Genomic DNA, 15,196 nt, shown 5'->3' with positions numbered 1-15,196 from the left:
CCCGCGTCAGAGGTTGGTCATGTCGACCGGGATCTTCGGCTCGACGCCGTCCCGCAGGATCGTGGCCTCGATCAGGCCGTACGGGCGGTCGGCGGCGTAGTAGACGGCGCCGTCCTTGGCTTCGTTGTCGAGGCCGAAGGACGAGAGGTCCTGACGGAAGTGGTGCTTGTTGGGCGCGGAGAAGCGGATCTCGTCGATCTCGCTGCGGTTGTTGATGACCCGCGAGCCCATTTGGTACAGCGTCTGCTGCAGGGAGAGGGAGTAGGTCTCCACGAAGGCGTGCAGGATGTGCTTCTTCGCCTGCTCGTACGACCGCTCCCAACTCGGCATGCGCTGCTCGTCGTTGGTCCAGTTGTGCCGCCACCAGGTGGACAGGGAGGTGGCGAGGATGCGGTCGTAGTCCTCTTGGAGGGTCGTGTACTTGTCCTTGATGTAGCCCCAGAACTCGGAGTTCGTGGAGTTCATCACCGTCAGGTCCTTCAGACCCGAGAGGATCTCGAAGTTCGCGCCGTCATACGTTATCTGGGCGACCCGCGTCTCCTGGCCCTTGCGGACGAAGGAGTGCTTGACCTCGTCGGCGCCGATGAACTTGGAGTTGCTGTCGGAGCCGCCGATGCGCTCCCAGCTGTACTCCTCGATGCGGATGCGCGCGCGGTGGATCGAGGGCTGGCTGTCCACGAAGTGCCGGGCGAGGTGGATGCCGTACTGCTCGGCGGACTCGATGCCGTATTCCTTGGCGAACGCGAAGCAGGTGTTCTTCGTCGTGTCCGTCGGCAGGCAGTTGGCGTTCGAGCCGTTGTAGTGGACGTCGTCCAGGTCGCCGGAGAGGGCGACCGAGACGTTCAGGTCCTTGATGTGGTGGGTGTCGCCGTCCCGCGTGATCTTTACGACCCGGTTCTCAGCCTTGCCGTACTGGTTCTGTCCCAGAATGGTGGGCATGTCTGCTAGCTCCCTCGGTAAACGGAGTAGCCGAACGGGTTGAGCAGCAGCGGTACGTGGTAGTGCTCGCCCGGCTTGACGGCGAACGTGATCGCCACCTCCGGGAAGAACGCTCCGGTCGCATCGCTGTCCCGATTCGCGGGGGCGTCCTGCTGCGCCTCGGCTTGCTGGTTGTTCTTGGTCAGGAAGTACGCCTCGGTCTCGAAGTCGAGACGTACGTGGGTGGTGCCTTCCGGCAGGGCCGGGAGATCCTTGCAGCGGCCGTCCGCGTCGGTGGCGCTGCCGCCGAGTGCCTTCCACTCCTCGCCTGTACCACTGCGGGCGGACAGGGAGATGGCGACGCCCTCGGCGGGGCGTCCGACGCTGGTGTCCAGGATGTGGGTGGACACCGAGGCGGTGGTGGCGGTGCTCATGCGTCGCTTCCTTCTTCTACGAGGCGGGTCAGCCGGATGCGGTTGATCTTGCCCAGTTCGCTGCGGACGATCTCCCGCTCCGCCTCCGCCCCGTGCTCGATCCGGATCTTGAGCTGACCGAGCATGAACTCGGCGGTCGCGCCGGTCGCGCAGATCAGGAAGACGTGACCGAACTTCTCCTGGTAGGCCAGGTTCAGTTCGAGCAGTTCGGCCTTGAGCTCCTCGGAGGCCCCGGCCATCCCGCGCTGTTCACGGGCGGAGGTCGGGTCCCCCGGCTTCGGGCGGCCGATCGGCGGGTGCCCCGCCATCGCCTCGGCCAGATCCTCGGCGGTGAGCTCGGCCATGGCGGCGTCGCTCGCGGCGAAGAGGGCTTCGACGGTGGCGTAGGGACGCTGGGCAAGCAGCTTGCTTCCCCAGGCCGAAGAGGCACAGGCCTCGTGGAGGGCGGCGGTGGCCGCGGCCTCCTCCAAGGCGTTGAACCGGGTGAGACCCGGCGTCTTACTCGAAGTCACGGGGAGCCTCCGTGGCCTTGTGCTGGACGGGCTGCGGAACAGCTAAGACCTTCAACAACACCGCGTCAACAGTTTGTTGAAATAACTTGAACAAAGAAGCCGTCACCCGGCAATACGGGTGACGGCTCGGCCGCTCAGAGTGACGGCAGGGACGGCGGAGACGGGCACAGCAGGGGCCCACGCCGGTCGGGTTCATTCACCCTTGGCGGCGTTCTCCCTGTTCAGGTAGTTGTACACGGTGAAGCGGGAGACCCCTAGGGCGCCCGCCACAGTCTCCACGCCGTGCCGTACGGAGAAGGCGCCGCGCGCCTCCAGTATCCGTACGACCTCCTGCTTGGCCTTGCGGTCCAGCTCCGACAGGGGCCGCCCCTGCTTCCGCTCCAGGGCGAGCAGGATGTGGTCCAGGGAGTCGGCGAGCTGCGGCAGCCGCACGGCCACCACATCCTCGCCCTCCCAGGCGAGCACGACGTCGTCGGTCCCGGCCTGGTCGGGCGGCATCATCTCGCCGCCCATGGCGTCCACCAGCGGCTTCACCGCGGTGACGAAGGGGTCGTCCCCGAAGCTGGTCACTTATCCGCCTCCCCCGGACCGGCCGCCGCTCCCGGCTCGCCGATCACGTTGACCTGGAGCGAGACACGGGTCGCGCCCGCCCCCAGGGACCGGCGCAGCATCGCATCAACGGCAGTAAGCACCGCGTCGACGTCGCCCTCGGCCGTATTGCCGAACGGACCTACGTCCACGGTGTCCAGCGGGGCCCCCTGAATGACCTCGCGAGCCACCAGCGCATGCGCCGGGGCCTCGTCGAGATCGAAGGGTTCGGTCGTGAACTCCACTCTCAATCGCACGCGCAACAACCTAATGCCGCCGCCGGAATTTTCGGCAGTCCCCTCTTGACAGCTTCCGCAGATCGGAGGCAGTCTTCCACCAGACAGAAATGAACTTCCGCAATACGGAAGGAGCGCGGAAGCCCCATGGGATACTCCGACCAGCGCTTCAATGTGAACCTGTCGATCCTCTTCACCGAGCTCCCGCTCCTGGAGCGCCCCGCGGCCGCCGCGAAGGCGGGCTTCGGCGCGGTCGAGCTGTGGTGGCCCTGGGTCGACGCCCCCACCCCCGAGCAGTCCGAGCTCGACGCCCTGAAGAAGGCGATCGAGGACGCGGGCGTCCGGCTGGTGGGCCTGAACTTCTACGCGGGACAGCTGCCGGGCCCGGACCGCGGCGCCCTGTCGATCCCCGGCGAGGAGAGCGCGAAGTTCCGCGCGAACCTCGCGGTGGCGGCGGACTTCGCGAAGTCCCTCGGCTGCACGGCGCTCAACGCGCTGTACGGCAACCGCGTGGACGGCGTCGACCCGGCCGTCCAGGACGAACTCGCCCTGGAGAACCTGGTGCTCGCCGCCCGCGAGGCGGACCGCGTCGGCGCGATCCTGCTGATCGAGGCGCTGAACAAGCCCGAGTCGCCGCTCTGCCCGATCGTGAGCGCGCCCAAGGCGATCGAGATCGTGGACAAGGTGAACGCGGCCACCGGTCTCGGCAACGCGAAGTTCCTCATGGACCTGTACCACCTGTCCATGAACGGCGAGGACCTGCCGTCGGTCATCGAGCAGTACGCGGCCAAGACCGGCCACGTGCAGATCGCCGACAACCCGGGCCGCGGCGCCCCCGGCACGGGGTCGCTGCCCCTCGAAGGCCTTCTCGACCAGCTCAAGAAGGTCGGTTACGAGGGCTGGGTCGGCCTGGAGTACAAGCCGGGCGACGCGCCGAGCGCGGAGGCCTTCGGCTGGCTGCCCGCCGAGGCCCGCGCCGCGCGCTGAGCGCCAACTCAACGTCGTACGAAAGCAGTTAGAGAGGCACCCTCATGAGCAACCTTGCTGATTCCTCCCACCCTGCCCGCCCGGCGATCGCGTGGATCGGCCTCGGCATCATGGGCTCGCCCATGTCCGAGAACCTGATCAAGGCGGGTTACTCCGTCACCGGCTTCACCCTCGAGCAGGACAAGCTGGACCGCCTGGCCGCGGCCGGCGGCACGGTCGCCAAGTCCATCGCCGAGGCCGTCAAGGACGCCGACGTCGTCGTGACGATGGTGCCCGCCTCCCCGCAGGTCGAGGCCATCGCGTACGGTCCTGACGGCATCGTGGAGAACGCGAAGTCCGGCGCGCTGATCGTCGACATGTCGTCGATCACCCCGCAGACCTCCGTGGACCTGGCCAAGGCCGCCAAGGAGAAGGGGCTGCGCGTCCTGGACGCCCCCGTCTCCGGTGGCGAGGCCGGTGCGATCGAGGCCGTGCTCTCCATCATGGTCGGCGGCGAGCAGGCCGACTTCGACGAGGCCAAGCCGCTCCTCGAGGCGCTGGGCAAGACCATCGTGCTGTGCGGTCCGCACGGCTCGGGCCAGACGGTGAAGGCCGCCAACCAGCTCATCGTCGCCGTCAACATCCAGGCGTGCGCCGAGGCCGTGGTCTTCCTGGAGAAGTCCGGTGTGGACCTGCGGGCCGCGCTCGACGTCCTGAACGGGGGACTTGCGGGCTCGACCGTGCTGACCCGCAAGAAGGACAACTTCCTGAACCGGGACTTCAAGCCCGGCTTCCGGATCGACCTGCACCACAAGGACATGGGCATCGTCACCGACGCCGCCCGCAACGTCGGTGCGGCCCTGCCCGTCGGCGCGGTCGTCGCCCAGCTCGTCGCCTCGCTGCGCACGCAGGGTGACGGCGGCCTCGACCACTCCGCCCTGCTGCGCTCCGTCGAGCGCCTCTCGGGCGCCGAGCTCTAAGCCGCACCACCGGCGAGAGCTCCTCTCGAACTTCCGGGCCGTGGCGGCGCTGACACCTGTCCTGTCGCGCCCAGGCGTCGCCGCGGCCCGGAACTCCATCATCAACTTCAACAAACTGTTGACGTAGCAGTTCAGGGGTCCTTACGCTCCGAACACCTCAGCAGTCACAGCACGGAAGGTCACGATGTCGAAGCGCGTGCTTACGACCGAGTCCGGCGCCCCCGTCGCCGACAATCAGAACTCCGCCACCGCCGGCGTCGGTGGCCCGATCCTCCTCCAGGACCAGCACCTGCTGGAGAAGCTCGCCCGCTTCAACCGTGAGCGCATCCCGGAGCGTGTCGTGCACGCCCGCGGCTCCGGTGCGTACGGCTACTTCGAGGTGACGGACGACGTCACCGGCTTCACCCACGCCGACTTCCTCAGCGAGCTCGGCAAGCGCACCGAGGTCTTCCTGCGCTTCTCGACCGTGGCGGACAACCTCGGTGGCGCGGACGCGGTCCGTGACCCCCGTGGCTTCGCGCTGAAGTTCTACACCGAAGAGGGCAACTACGACCTCGTAGGCAACAACACGCCGGTCTTCTTCATCAAGGACCCCATCAAGTTCCCGGACTTCATCCACTCCCAGAAGCGCGACCCCTTCACGGGCAAGCAGGAGCCGGACAACGTCTGGGACTTCTGGGCGCACGCCCCCGAGGCGACGCACCAGATCACCTGGCTCATGGGCGACCGCGGCATCCCCGCCTCGTACCGCCACATGAACGGCTACGGCTCGCACACCTACCAGTGGACGAACTCGCAGGGCGAGGCCTTCTTCGTCAAGTACCACTTCAAGACGAACCAGGGCATCCGCAGCCTCTCCGCCGAGCAGGGCGCCGAGATCGCGGGCACGGACCCGAACTCGCACCAGACGGACCTCCTGCAGGCCATCGAGCGCGGCGTGAACCCGTCCTGGACCCTGCACGTGCAGATCATGCCCGCGGCGGACGCGGCCGAGTACCGCTTCAACCCGTTCGACCTCACCAAGGTGTGGCCGCACAAGGACTACCCGCTGCAGCGCGTCGGCCGTCTGGTCCTGGACCGCAACCCCGACAACGTCTTCGCCGAGGTCGAGCAGGCCGCCTTCTCCCCGAACAACTTCGTTCCGGGCATCGGCCCCTCCCCCGACAAGATGCTGCAGGGCCGCCTGTTCGCCTACGCGGACGCGCACCGCTACCGCCTGGGCGTCAACCACACCCAGCTCGCGGTGAACGCCCCCAAGGCGGCGAAGGCCGACAACTACGGCCGCGACGGCCTCATGGCGTCCAACGCGTACGGCCGTGACCGCAAGAACTACGAGCCCAACTCGTACGACGGCCCCGCCGAGACCGGCACCCCGCTGTCGGCCCCGCTGGCCGTCAACGGCCACACGGGCACGCACGAGGCCCCGGCCCACACCAAGGACGACGACTTCTTCCAGGCGGGCGAGCTGTACCGCCTGATGTCGGAGGACGAGAAGTCCCGTCTGGTGGCGAACATCGCGGGCGGCCTCTCGCAGGTCTCCCGCGACGACGTCATCGAGAAGAACCTCGCCCACTTCCACGCCGCCGACGCCGACTACGGCAAGCGCGTCGAGAAGGCCGTCCGCGCCCTGCGCGAGGACTGAGCGAGCAGGCAACACCCAGGCTGCGCCGGTGGGTTGACGGGAGGTCGACCCACCGGTGCTGAGCCCGCACCGCCACGGACCCGGATGAGGGGTGGTCCCGTGCGCACCGCGGGCAGTCCGCTCACGCGGACAGGCACGGGTCCGCGGCGGCTCTGTGAGCCAGTGCGGTGGTAAAGGTCCGGCGGCTTCCTTCTCGACCTGAGGGAGGGGAATCCCCGTTCCATCACAGCCGCCGCGGTCCCCGCCGAATCCCACGAACTCCGTCCGGCAGCGCGTATGCATGTTCCGCCAGTCGCGCGCGGTCGGACGGCTACAACTCCACAGCCCCACAGGCCACTTCACGGCCCACGAGGCAGCTGAGCCAGAGCGGCGAGTACGGGACGGTCCCCGTACTCGCCGCTCTTCTGTGTGCGCACCTGCCGCCCCTGCGTGCGTGCCGGGTAGCCGGGGTGCCTGCCGCCCTGCCGCGTGCCGCCCTGCGCCGCCGCGTGCCGCTCTGTGCCGCCCTGTGCCGCCCTGACGTCGGGTGCCTCCGCAGCCCTGCCCTCCCCCTGTCGGCCGCTGCTGAGCTCGTGCGCGCACGACGAAGGGGCGGTCCACCCCGCCGGGTGGACCGCCCCTCTGAGTGCTGTGGTGGTCGTCAGACCTTCAGCGGACGGATCGCCGTGGGCGCGTGGCCCGGCTCCGTTGCGATCTCCTCGAACTCCTTGACCGCGCTGATGTCGGCGGTGGGGCTCATGGAGATGTTCGTGATGCGCTCCAGGATCGCCTCGACGACGACCGGCACCTGGTGCTCCTGCGCGAGCTTCTTGGCCTGCTCGAAGGCGGCACCCAGCTCGTTCGGGTCGGTCACGCGGATCGCCTTGCAGCCGAGGCCCTCGGCGACCTTGACGTGGTCGACGCCGTAGACGCCGAGCTCCGGGGAGTTCTGGTTCTCAAACTCCAGGTTGACCTGGAAGTTGATGTCCAGGCCGATCTGCGCCTGGCGGATCAGGCCCAGGTACGCGTTGTTCACCAGCACGTGGACGTACGGGATGCGGTGCTGCGCACCGACCGCCAGCTCCTCGATCATGAACTGGAAGTCGTAGTCGCCGGAGAGGGCGACGACCTGGGTGTCCGGGTCCGCCTTCGCGACGCCGAGCGCGGCCGGGATGGTCCAGCCGAGCGGGCCCGCCTGGCCGCAGTTGATCCAGTGGCGCGGCTTGTAGACGTGCAGCATCTGGGCGCCGGCGATCTGCGAGAGGCCGATCGTGGTGACGTAGCGCGTGTCCTTGCCGAACGCCTTGTTCATCTCCTCGTAGACGCGCTGCGGCTTCATGGGGATGTTGTCGAAGTGCGTACGGCGCTGCAGGGTCTCCTTGCGCTCCAGGCTGGAGGCGACCCACGCCGACCGGTCGGGCAGCTTGCCCGCGGCCTTGAGCTCCTTCGCGACCTGCACGAACAGCTCCAGGGCCGCCTTGGCGTCCGACGCGATGCCGTAGTCAGGGGCGAAGATCTTGCCCAGCTGCGTCGGCTCGATGTCGACGTGCACGAACTTGCGGTCCTTGGTGTACACGTCGAGGTTGTAGCCCGTGTGACGGTTGGCCCAGCGGTTGCCGATGCCCAGGACGAAGTCCGACTCCAGGAACGTCGCGTTGCCGTAGCGGTGGCCGGTCTGCTGGCCCACCATGCCCGCGTTCAGGTCGTGGTCGTCGGGGATGGTGCCCCAGCCCATCAGGGTCGGGACGACCGGGGTGTTGGTGATCTCGGCGAACTCGACCAGGAGGTCGGCGGCGTCGGCGTTGATGATGCCGCCGCCCGCGATGATCAGCGGACGCTCGGACTCGACCAGGAAGGTGATGGCCTTCTCGATCTGGGCACGGGTCGCGGTCGGCTTGTAGACCGCCAGCGGCTCGTACGTCTCCGGGTCGAACTCGATCTCCGTCTGCTGGACGTCGATCGGCAGGTCGATGAGGACAGGTCCTGGACGGCCCGAGCGCATCAGGTGGAACGCCTGCTGGAAGATGCCGGGGACCTGCGCGGCCTCCAGGACGGTGACGGCCATCTTCGTGACCGGCTTGGCGATCGTCGCGATGTCGACGGCCTGGAAGTCCTCCTTGTGGAGCAGGTGCGTCGGCGCCTGGCCCGTGATGCAGAGGATCGGGATCGAGTCGCCGGTCGCGGAGTACAGACCGGTGATCATGTCGGTGCCTGCCGGTCCCGACGTGCCGATGCAGACACCGATGTTGCCCGGGTTGGTCCGGGTGTAGCCCTCGGCCATGTGCGAGGCGCCCTCGACGTGGCGGGCGAGGGTGTGGTCGATGCCACCACCCTCCTTGAGCGCCTTGTAGAAGGGGTTGATCGCGGCGCCCGGCACACCGAACGCGTTGACGACGCCTTCGCGCTTGAGGATCTCAACTGCCGCGCGGGCAGCGGTCATACGAGCCATGGGGTTCTCCTGCTTCGACAGCTTCGACAGCTCTTCGGCTGCCGGATTCGGCTGGCGGATCCGGCTCCCGTCGCGCCCCGCGGTGAGCTTCTGTTTCCGCATTGTGGAAATTCAGTTCTGCTATACGGAAGCAATGTATGCGGGCATGCCGGACAGCGTCAAGAGAGATCGGCGGAACGGCTCCGTGGAACCCGGCGCCGGGGCGTTGACCCAACTGGCAGCAGTCGGCCATCGCTTGGGTGGAGGATGGGGAGAGACCGATGGTGGCGACGGTGACGGAGAGTGGCGTGCCGATGGTCCCGACAGTGCCGATACGGTGCCCGGAGTGCGGGCGCGAGCATCTGTACGCTCCCCCGTCCTATCCCTGCGCGTGCGGCGCCCCCGTGGCCCCGCCGGTGGCCAGGGGCGCGACGGTGGCCCAGGTCACGGACCGGACCTGGGCGGACGAGTGGGTCACGGCGTGCTGCGGGGCCTGCGGCCGCGAGGGCCACTGGCCCCGGCCGGAGCTGGACTGCGCTTGTGGGGCGGTATTACGTGTTCCGGTGGCCGGAACGGTGGAGGGGACGGGGGCGGAGGCAGCGGAAACGGCGGCTGAGCACCCCGCCGACGAGGACGCGCCGCCCGGCAGCCCGACGGCGCCGCCCGGCCTCCCCTCCCACATCCCGCTGCCCCGCACCGCCCCGCGCCCCCGCCCCGCCTTCCGCCCCGTGACGATCCGCGACGCCCGCGATGCCGTGACCGTGGCCGCCCTGTACCTGCGCTGGCTCGGCTACCTGAACACGCGCAGCGCCGCCCGACGCCCGCCATCGGGGTCCCGGATCGCCGCGCGCGGCATGCTGGCCCAGGTCGAGCCCGCACTGCGGCCCACCACCCTGCGGGACATCGAATGCCTCTGGCTCACCGCGATGACGGAGGCGGGCGACACACCCGTGACGTGCGCCTTCTTCTCCCTCGCCGGGTACACGTCCGGCGCCCGCACCCGCGCGGACACCCTGGGCGTCCCCCTCTTCACGATGGACGCGACCGGCACGCCCCAACCCATCAACAGCGCGGCGGACGAGCTGGTGGCCGCGGGGGCGTGACCGGGGGCTACGGACGGGTGAGGGGCCGCCCGGCGCCGGGGCGTGCGGCGCCGCGCAGGTGCACCACGTGGCGGGTCAGCGCCAGCGTCGCAAGCAGGGCGACCAGACCGCACACGCCCGGCCAGCCGAAGGCTCCGTACGCCTGCACCGACAGCCAGGAACCCACGCTTCCGCCCAGGTAGGCGCAGGTCATGTAGGCCGTGTTGAGACGGGCCCGCGCCTCGTCGCTGAGCCCGAATATCCGTACCTGGTTGGCGACCGTGCCGGACTGCATCGCCACGTCGAGCAGCAGCGTCCCCACCGCGAGGGCGGCGAGCCCGACGGCCCCGCCGATGCCGCCCGCGAAGAGGACGGCCGACGCCACGAGGACCGCGACCATGCAGACGAGATTCACCGCGTCGGACCCCCGGCGGTCCACCTGCCGCCCCGCCACCGGCGTACAGAGCATGGTCGCCGCGTTGACCAGCGCGAGCACGCCGACCGCCGACGCGCCGAGACCGTACTCGGGTCCCGTCAGGAGCAGCGCGACACCGGTCCACAGAGCGGAGAAGCCGCCGAAGATCATCGCCTGGTAGAAGCCGGAGCGGCGCAGGTCGGGCTCGGTGCGCAGCAGCCGCAGCGACTCGGCGAGCAGGGCGGGGTAGCGCTGCCGGGACGGTGCCGTCGACCGGGGCAGCGCACGCGCCAGTACGCACGCGATGACCAGCGCGATCACCGACGTCATCAGGTACGGGGCGCGCCAGCCGAGCCACTCCCCCACCGTGCCGCCGAAGACGCGGGACAGCAGCATCCCGCCGATCGAACCGCTGAGCAGCGTGCCCGCGACGGCGCCGCGCCGTTCCTCGGGGACAAGACCGGCCGCCGTCGGCGCGATGACCTGCGCCACGACGGTGGTGACACCGACGAGGACGCTCGCCGCGATCAGCGGCGAGATCCCCGGCGCGGCGGCCGCGCCGAGCAGGCCGAGGCCGGTGAGGGAGAGGAGCGTGACGATGAGCGTCCGGTACGGGATGCGGTCGCCGAGCGGTACGAGGAGGAAGATGCCGCCCGCGTACCCGAACTGGGTGGCGGTCACGACAAGCGCCGCGGTGTCGGCCGATACGTTCAGGCCGTCGGCGACCAGCGGGCTGACGGCCTGCGGGAAGTAGACGTTCCCGACGGCGACGCCACAGGTGACGGCGAGCAGCAGCACCATGCCCCGGCTCAGACCGGGCGGTCGCGGCCGCTCCGCGCCGGTCGCGGCCCCGACGGCCCCTGCCTCTTCAGGACCACCGGCCTTGGACAGACGCACGCTCACCCCATGGAATCGACGGAAGGGCCCTGCTGACGGACCGGCCCACGATCCCCGGTCGGCCCCCGGCCGCACAAGGGGTTTTGGCCGGGGCATACTCGGCCCCATGCTCATCCGCCCCGCCACCGCCGCCGAACTGCCCGCGCTCCAGGACATCGAGCGGGCCGCGGGCGAGCCGTTCCGCGCCCTGGGCATGGCCGCGATCGCGGACGACGAGCCGTTCACGATCGAGGAGTTGGACCGCTACCGCCGGGCGGGCCACGCCTGGGTCGCCGTCGACGAGGGCAACGACGGCAACGGGGACGGTGATGGCTCCCCGGCCGCGTATCTGATCGCCGACCCCCTCCCCGACGACCACGCGCTCCACATCGAGCAGGTCACCGTGCACCCCCGCGCCGCCCGCCGCGGTGTCGGCCGCGCGCTGATCGCGTACGTGGCGGACCGGGCCCGCGCGGAGGGTGCGACCGCGCTGACCCTGACGACCTTCACCGACGTCCCGTGGAACGCCCCGTACTACGCCCGCATCGGCTTCCGCCCGCTCGCGGACGCCGAGCTCACCCCGGCCCTGCGCAGGATCCGCGCGCACGAGGCGGAGCTCGGCCTGGACCGCTGGCCCCGCCTCTGCATGCGCCGCGACCTCACCGGGGCCGCCGCCGTCACTCCCCGTACCGCTCCCTGAGCTCGATCTTGCGCACCTTTCCGGAGACCGTCATCGGGAAGGCCTCCAGGATCCGCAGGGCGGCTGGGATCTTGTAGTGGGCCAACTTCCCCTTGCAGTAGGCCTGGAGCTCCTCCAGCGTGAGGACGTCGTCGGGGTCCCGCACGATCACGCAGGCCAGCGGCACCTCTCCGTACCGCTCGTCGGGTACGCCGACCACCTGCACGTCCGCGACCTTCGGATGGCCGTACAGGAACTCCTCGATCTCCCGGGGGTAGATGTTCTCGCCACCCTTGATGATCATGTCCTTGATGCGGCCGACGATCTGGACGTACCCGTCCTCGCGCAGGACCGCGAGGTCCCCGGTGTGCATCCAGCGTCCGGAGTCGATGACTTCGGCGGTCCGCTCGGGCTCGTTCCAGTAGCCGAGCATCACGCTGTACCCGCGCGTGCACAGCTCGCCGGAGGCGCCGCGCGGCAGCGTCACACCGGTCGCGGGGTCGATGACCTTGACCTCGATGTGGGGCAGGACCCGGCCGACCGTGCAGGTGCGGCGCTCCAGGTCGTCGTCGCGGCGCGTCTGCGTGGAGACGGGCGAGGTCTCGGTCATGCCGTAGCAGATGGAGACCTCCGCCATGTGCATCTCGGCGACGACCCGCTTCATCACCTCGACCGGGCAGGGCGAGCCCGCCATGATGCCGGTGCGCAGCGAACTCAGGTCGTACGTCGCGAAGTCGGCGAGGTTGAGCTCGGCGATGAACATCGTCGGCACGCCGTACAGCGAGGTGCAGCGCTCCCGCTCGACGGCGTGCAGCGTGGCGACCGGGTCGAAGGACGGGGCGGGGATGACGATGCACGCGCCGTGCGAGGTGGCGCCGAGGTTGCCCATCACCATGCCGAAGCAGTGGTAGAAGGGCACGGGCAGACAGACCCGGTCCTGCTCGGTGTAGCCGACCGTACGGCCCACCCAGTAGCCGTTGTTGAGGATGTTGTGGTGGGAGAGCGTGGCTCCCTTGGCGAAGCCGGTGGTGCCGGAGGTGTACTGGATGTTGACGGGGTCGTCGAAGCTCAACTCGGCTTCACGTGCCGCCAGTTGCTCTGAACCGACAGAGGCGGCGGCGTCCAGGAGCGCGTCCCACGAGCCGTCCCCGATGTAGTGGACGGCGCGCAGTTCGGGGCAGCGGGGCCGCACCTCGTCGACGAGCGCGCGGTAGTCGCTGCTCTTGTGCGCCAGGGTGGCGACCAGGACGGAGACGCCGGACTGGTTGAGGACGTACTCCAGCTCGTGGGCGCGGTAGGCCGGGTTGATGTTGACCATGATGGCGCCGATGCGGGCGGTGGCGTACTGCACGAGCACCCACTCGGCGCAGTTCACCGCCCAGATCCCGACCCGGTCCCCCTTGGCGACGCCCGCCCCGAGGAAGCCGCGCGCCAACTGTGCGACGGCCGCGCCGAATTCGGCGTACGTCCAGCGCGTTCCGGCCGCGACGTCCACGAGCGCGTCCCGGTCCGGCCAGGCGGTCACGGCCCGGTCGAGGTTCTGGCCGATGGTGTCGCCGAGGAGCGGCGTGCCGCTCGTGCCGTGCGCGTAGGAAAGGCGGTGGGAGATCTCGCCGGGCTGTGCGCTCATCGGAAGTCCTCCTCGCGGTACTCCGCGTCCGAACCCGCGGCGGTCGCCTCGCGCAGCTCGATGCGGCGGATCTTGCCGGACACGGTCTTGGGGAGCGAGCCGAACTCCAGGCGGCGCAGGCGCTTGTAGGGGGCGAGCACCGCGCGCGAGTGCTCGAAGAGCAACTTCGCGGTGTCCGGGCCCGGTTGGAACCCTGCGGCGAGCACGACGTACGCCTTGGGCACGGCGAGCCGCACCGGGTCGGGCGCGGGCACGACCGCGGCCTCGGCGACCGCCTCGTGCTCCAGGAGCGCGCTCTCCAGCTCGAACGGGGAGATCTTGTAGTCGGACGCCTTGAAGACGTCGTCGGCCCGGCCGACGTAGGTGATGTAGCCGTCGGCGTCGCGCGAGCCGATGTCGCCGGTGCGGTAGTAGCCGCCCGCCATCGCCTGCGCCGTACGCTCGGGGTCGCCGTGGTACCCGGCCATCAGGCCGACCGGGTCCGTCCCGAGGACCAGGGAGATCTCCCCCTCCGCCGCGCCCGGCGCGCCGGTCACGGGGTCGAGGAGCTCGACGGCGAAGCCGGGCGTGGGGCGGCCCATCGAGCCGGGCTTCAGCTCCTGGCCCGGCGAGTTGGCGACCTGCACGGCGGTCTCGGTCTGCCCGAAGCCGTCGCGGATGGTGACGCCCCAGTCGCGCCGCACCTGCTCGATGACCTCGGGGTTGAGCGGCTCACCGGCCGCGACGACCTCGCGCGGCGGGGTGCGCAGCTGGGTCAGGTCGGCCTGGATGAGCATGCGCCACACGGTGGGCGGGGCGCAGAACGACGTGACGCCCGCCCGGTCCATCTCCGCCATGAGCCGTCCGGCGTCGAAGCGCGCGTAGTTGTGGATGAAGACCGTCGCCTCGGCGTTCCACGGGGCGAAGAGGTTCGACCAGGCGTGCTTGGCCCAGCCGGGCGAGGAGATGTTCAGGTGGATGTCGCCGGGCTTGAGGCCGATCCAGTACATCGTCGCGAGGTGGCCCACGGGGTACGACACGTGGGTGTGCTCGACCAGCTTGGGCTGGGCGGTGGTGCCCGAGGTGAAGTAGAGCATGAGGGGGTCGTCAGCGAGGGTGATGCCCTCGGGCTCGAAGACGTCGGGGGTGGCGGTGATATGGGAGGCGGCGGCGTCGGCTCCCGCGTAGGAGGTCCAGCCCTCGCGCTCGCCCCCGACGACGATCCGCGAGTAGTCGCCGGGCACGTCGTCGAACTTCGCGGTGTCCTCGGGGCGCACGACCACGTGCCGGGCGCGGCCGCGGTCGATGCGGTCGCGCAGGTCGACGGGGCCGAGCAGCGGCGTCGCCGGGATGACGACGGCGCGCAGCTTCATCGCGGCGAGGGCGATCTCCCAGAGCTCGGCCTGGTTGCCGAGCATGACGACGATGCGGTCACCGGTCCGCACGCCCCGCGCACGCAGCCAGTTGGCGACGCGGTTCGAGCGGGCGGACAGCTGTGCGAAGGAGAAGCGTGACTCCGCGCCGTCCTCCTCGACGATGTGCAGGGCCGTGCGGTCGTTGCCCTGCGCGATCACGTCGAACCAGTCGAGCGCCCAGTTGAAGCGCTCGGGCCGTGGCCAGGCGAAGCCTTCGTACGCGGCGGCGTAGTCCTCTCGATGCCGCAGGAGGAAATCCCGTGCGGTACGGAACTGCTCCGTGGCGCTCGTGCCGTCACTCGTCATGTGCACCCCTAGTCGCCCGCTCTCGCGGTGGATCACGCTGCTGGTCGTGCTGATGCTCGTACCGTCGCTCGTACTGCCGTACTCATTGCCGTACTCATTGCCGGACGCTACGGAACATCGTGTAATTCGTG

At 69.7% G+C, this 15,196-nt stretch carries 14 protein-coding genes; 5 read left to right on the top strand and 9 right to left on the bottom strand.

Features of this window, described 5'->3' with window-relative positions; all coding sequences use genetic code 11:
- Positions 1–6 precede the first annotated feature (6 nt).
- The 5 genes from pucL to AC068B_RS12610 all read right to left on the bottom strand — a co-directional run bounded on the left by pucL (position 7) and on the right by AC068B_RS12610 (position 2,709).
- Positions 7–939: a factor-independent urate hydroxylase gene (gene pucL / locus AC068B_RS12630; RefSeq protein WP_478671110.1), complete on the bottom strand. Its 933-nt coding sequence runs from the start codon at positions 937–939 to the stop codon at positions 7–9.
- A 5-nt stretch (positions 940–944) separates the two neighbouring features.
- On the bottom strand, positions 945–1,352 hold the full coding sequence (gene uraH, locus AC068B_RS12625) for a hydroxyisourate hydrolase (RefSeq protein ID WP_468558079.1): 408 nt from the start codon (positions 1,350–1,352) through the stop codon (positions 945–947).
- On the bottom strand, positions 1,349–1,864 hold the full coding sequence (gene uraD / locus AC068B_RS12620; RefSeq protein WP_478671109.1) for a 2-oxo-4-hydroxy-4-carboxy-5-ureidoimidazoline decarboxylase: 516 nt from the start codon (positions 1,862–1,864) through the stop codon (positions 1,349–1,351). Before uraD ends, uraH begins: the two co-directional genes overlap by 4 nt.
- A 192-nt stretch (positions 1,865–2,056) precedes the next feature.
- Positions 2,057–2,434 (bottom strand): helix-turn-helix domain-containing protein, encoded by a 378-nt coding sequence (locus tag AC068B_RS12615; RefSeq protein WP_306337169.1) that lies wholly within the window; start codon positions 2,432–2,434, stop codon positions 2,057–2,059.
- Positions 2,431–2,709, bottom strand: coding sequence for a YkoF family thiamine-binding protein (locus AC068B_RS12610; protein ID WP_356248929.1), 279 nt, complete (start codon positions 2,707–2,709; stop codon positions 2,431–2,433). The genes AC068B_RS12615 and AC068B_RS12610 overlap by 4 nt, the downstream gene beginning before the upstream one ends.
- 126 nt (positions 2,710–2,835) lie before the next feature.
- Between AC068B_RS12610 and AC068B_RS12605 the strand changes: the two genes are divergently transcribed.
- The 3 genes from AC068B_RS12605 (at position 2,836) to AC068B_RS12595 (ending at position 6,276) form a co-directional block, all read left to right on the top strand.
- Entirely contained in the window at positions 2,836–3,675 is an 840-nt protein-coding gene (locus AC068B_RS12605; RefSeq protein ID WP_478671107.1) for a TIM barrel protein, read from the top strand.
- Positions 3,676–3,719: 44 nt separating this feature from the next.
- Positions 3,720–4,634 (top strand): 2-hydroxy-3-oxopropionate reductase, encoded by a 915-nt coding sequence (locus tag AC068B_RS12600; RefSeq protein WP_478671105.1) that lies wholly within the window; start codon positions 3,720–3,722, stop codon positions 4,632–4,634.
- A 184-nt stretch (positions 4,635–4,818) separates the two neighbouring features.
- Positions 4,819–6,276: a catalase gene (locus tag AC068B_RS12595; protein ID WP_478671103.1), complete on the top strand. Its 1,458-nt coding sequence runs from the start codon at positions 4,819–4,821 to the stop codon at positions 6,274–6,276.
- Positions 6,277–6,916: 640 nt separating this feature from the next.
- Here the strand turns inward: AC068B_RS12595 and gcl are convergent.
- Positions 6,917–8,704 (bottom strand): glyoxylate carboligase, encoded by a 1,788-nt coding sequence (gene gcl, locus AC068B_RS12590; protein WP_478671302.1) that lies wholly within the window; start codon positions 8,702–8,704, stop codon positions 6,917–6,919.
- A gap of 293 nt (positions 8,705–8,997) precedes the next feature.
- Between gcl and AC068B_RS12585 the strand changes: the two genes are divergently transcribed.
- Complete coding sequence (locus AC068B_RS12585; protein ID WP_478671299.1) at positions 8,998–9,786, top strand: hypothetical protein; 789 nt, start codon at positions 8,998–9,000, stop codon at positions 9,784–9,786.
- 7 nt (positions 9,787–9,793) lie between these two features.
- Here AC068B_RS12585 and AC068B_RS12580 read toward each other — a convergent pair whose 3' ends face one another.
- Positions 9,794–10,981, bottom strand: coding sequence for an MFS transporter (locus AC068B_RS12580; RefSeq protein WP_478671298.1), 1,188 nt, complete (start codon positions 10,979–10,981; stop codon positions 9,794–9,796).
- A gap of 202 nt (positions 10,982–11,183) precedes the next feature.
- Between AC068B_RS12580 and AC068B_RS12575 the strand changes: the two genes are divergently transcribed.
- Positions 11,184–11,756 (top strand): GNAT family N-acetyltransferase, encoded by a 573-nt coding sequence (locus tag AC068B_RS12575; RefSeq protein WP_478671102.1) that lies wholly within the window; start codon positions 11,184–11,186, stop codon positions 11,754–11,756.
- Here AC068B_RS12575 and AC068B_RS12570 read toward each other — a convergent pair.
- Positions 11,734–13,365: an AMP-binding protein gene (locus tag AC068B_RS12570; RefSeq protein ID WP_478671100.1), complete on the bottom strand. Its 1,632-nt coding sequence runs from the start codon at positions 13,363–13,365 to the stop codon at positions 11,734–11,736. The genes AC068B_RS12575 and AC068B_RS12570 overlap by 23 nt on opposite strands.
- Positions 13,362–15,065, bottom strand: coding sequence for an AMP-binding protein (locus AC068B_RS12565; protein ID WP_478671099.1), 1,704 nt, complete (start codon positions 15,063–15,065; stop codon positions 13,362–13,364). The genes AC068B_RS12570 and AC068B_RS12565 overlap by 4 nt, the downstream gene beginning before the upstream one ends.
- Between the last annotated feature and the right edge of the window lie 131 nt (positions 15,066–15,196).

It is taken from the genome of Streptomyces sp. NPDC042371, from assembly GCF_056437465.1.
The sequence above is the reverse complement of the archived record's forward strand: the minus strand, read 5'-3'. Positions and strand labels throughout refer to the sequence as shown.

Coding starts and splice junctions, on each gene's coding strand:
- AC068B_RS12595 (WP_478671103.1), top strand. CDS start 4,819: ATGTCGAAGCGCGTGCTTACGACCGAGTCCGGCGCCCCCGTCGCCGAC.
- pucL (WP_478671110.1), bottom strand. CDS start 939: ATGCCCACCATTCTGGGACAGAACCAGTACGGCAAGGCTGAGAACCGG.
- gcl (WP_478671302.1), bottom strand. CDS start 8,704: ATGGCTCGTATGACCGCTGCCCGCGCGGCAGTTGAGATCCTCAAGCGC.
- AC068B_RS12570 (WP_478671100.1), bottom strand. CDS start 13,365: ATGAGCGCACAGCCCGGCGAGATCTCCCACCGCCTTTCCTACGCGCAC.
- AC068B_RS12575 (WP_478671102.1), top strand. CDS start 11,184: ATGCTCATCCGCCCCGCCACCGCCGCCGAACTGCCCGCGCTCCAGGAC.
- AC068B_RS12565 (WP_478671099.1), bottom strand. CDS start 15,065: ATGACGAGTGACGGCACGAGCGCCACGGAGCAGTTCCGTACCGCACGG.
- AC068B_RS12580 (WP_478671298.1), bottom strand. CDS start 10,981: ATGGTGCTGCTGCTCGCCGTCACCTGTGGCGTCGCCGTCGGGAACGTC.
- AC068B_RS12585 (WP_478671299.1), top strand. CDS start 8,998: ATGGTCCCGACAGTGCCGATACGGTGCCCGGAGTGCGGGCGCGAGCAT.
- AC068B_RS12605 (WP_478671107.1), top strand. CDS start 2,836: ATGGGATACTCCGACCAGCGCTTCAATGTGAACCTGTCGATCCTCTTC.
- uraH (WP_468558079.1), bottom strand. CDS start 1,352: ATGAGCACCGCCACCACCGCCTCGGTGTCCACCCACATCCTGGACACC.
- AC068B_RS12600 (WP_478671105.1), top strand. CDS start 3,720: ATGAGCAACCTTGCTGATTCCTCCCACCCTGCCCGCCCGGCGATCGCG.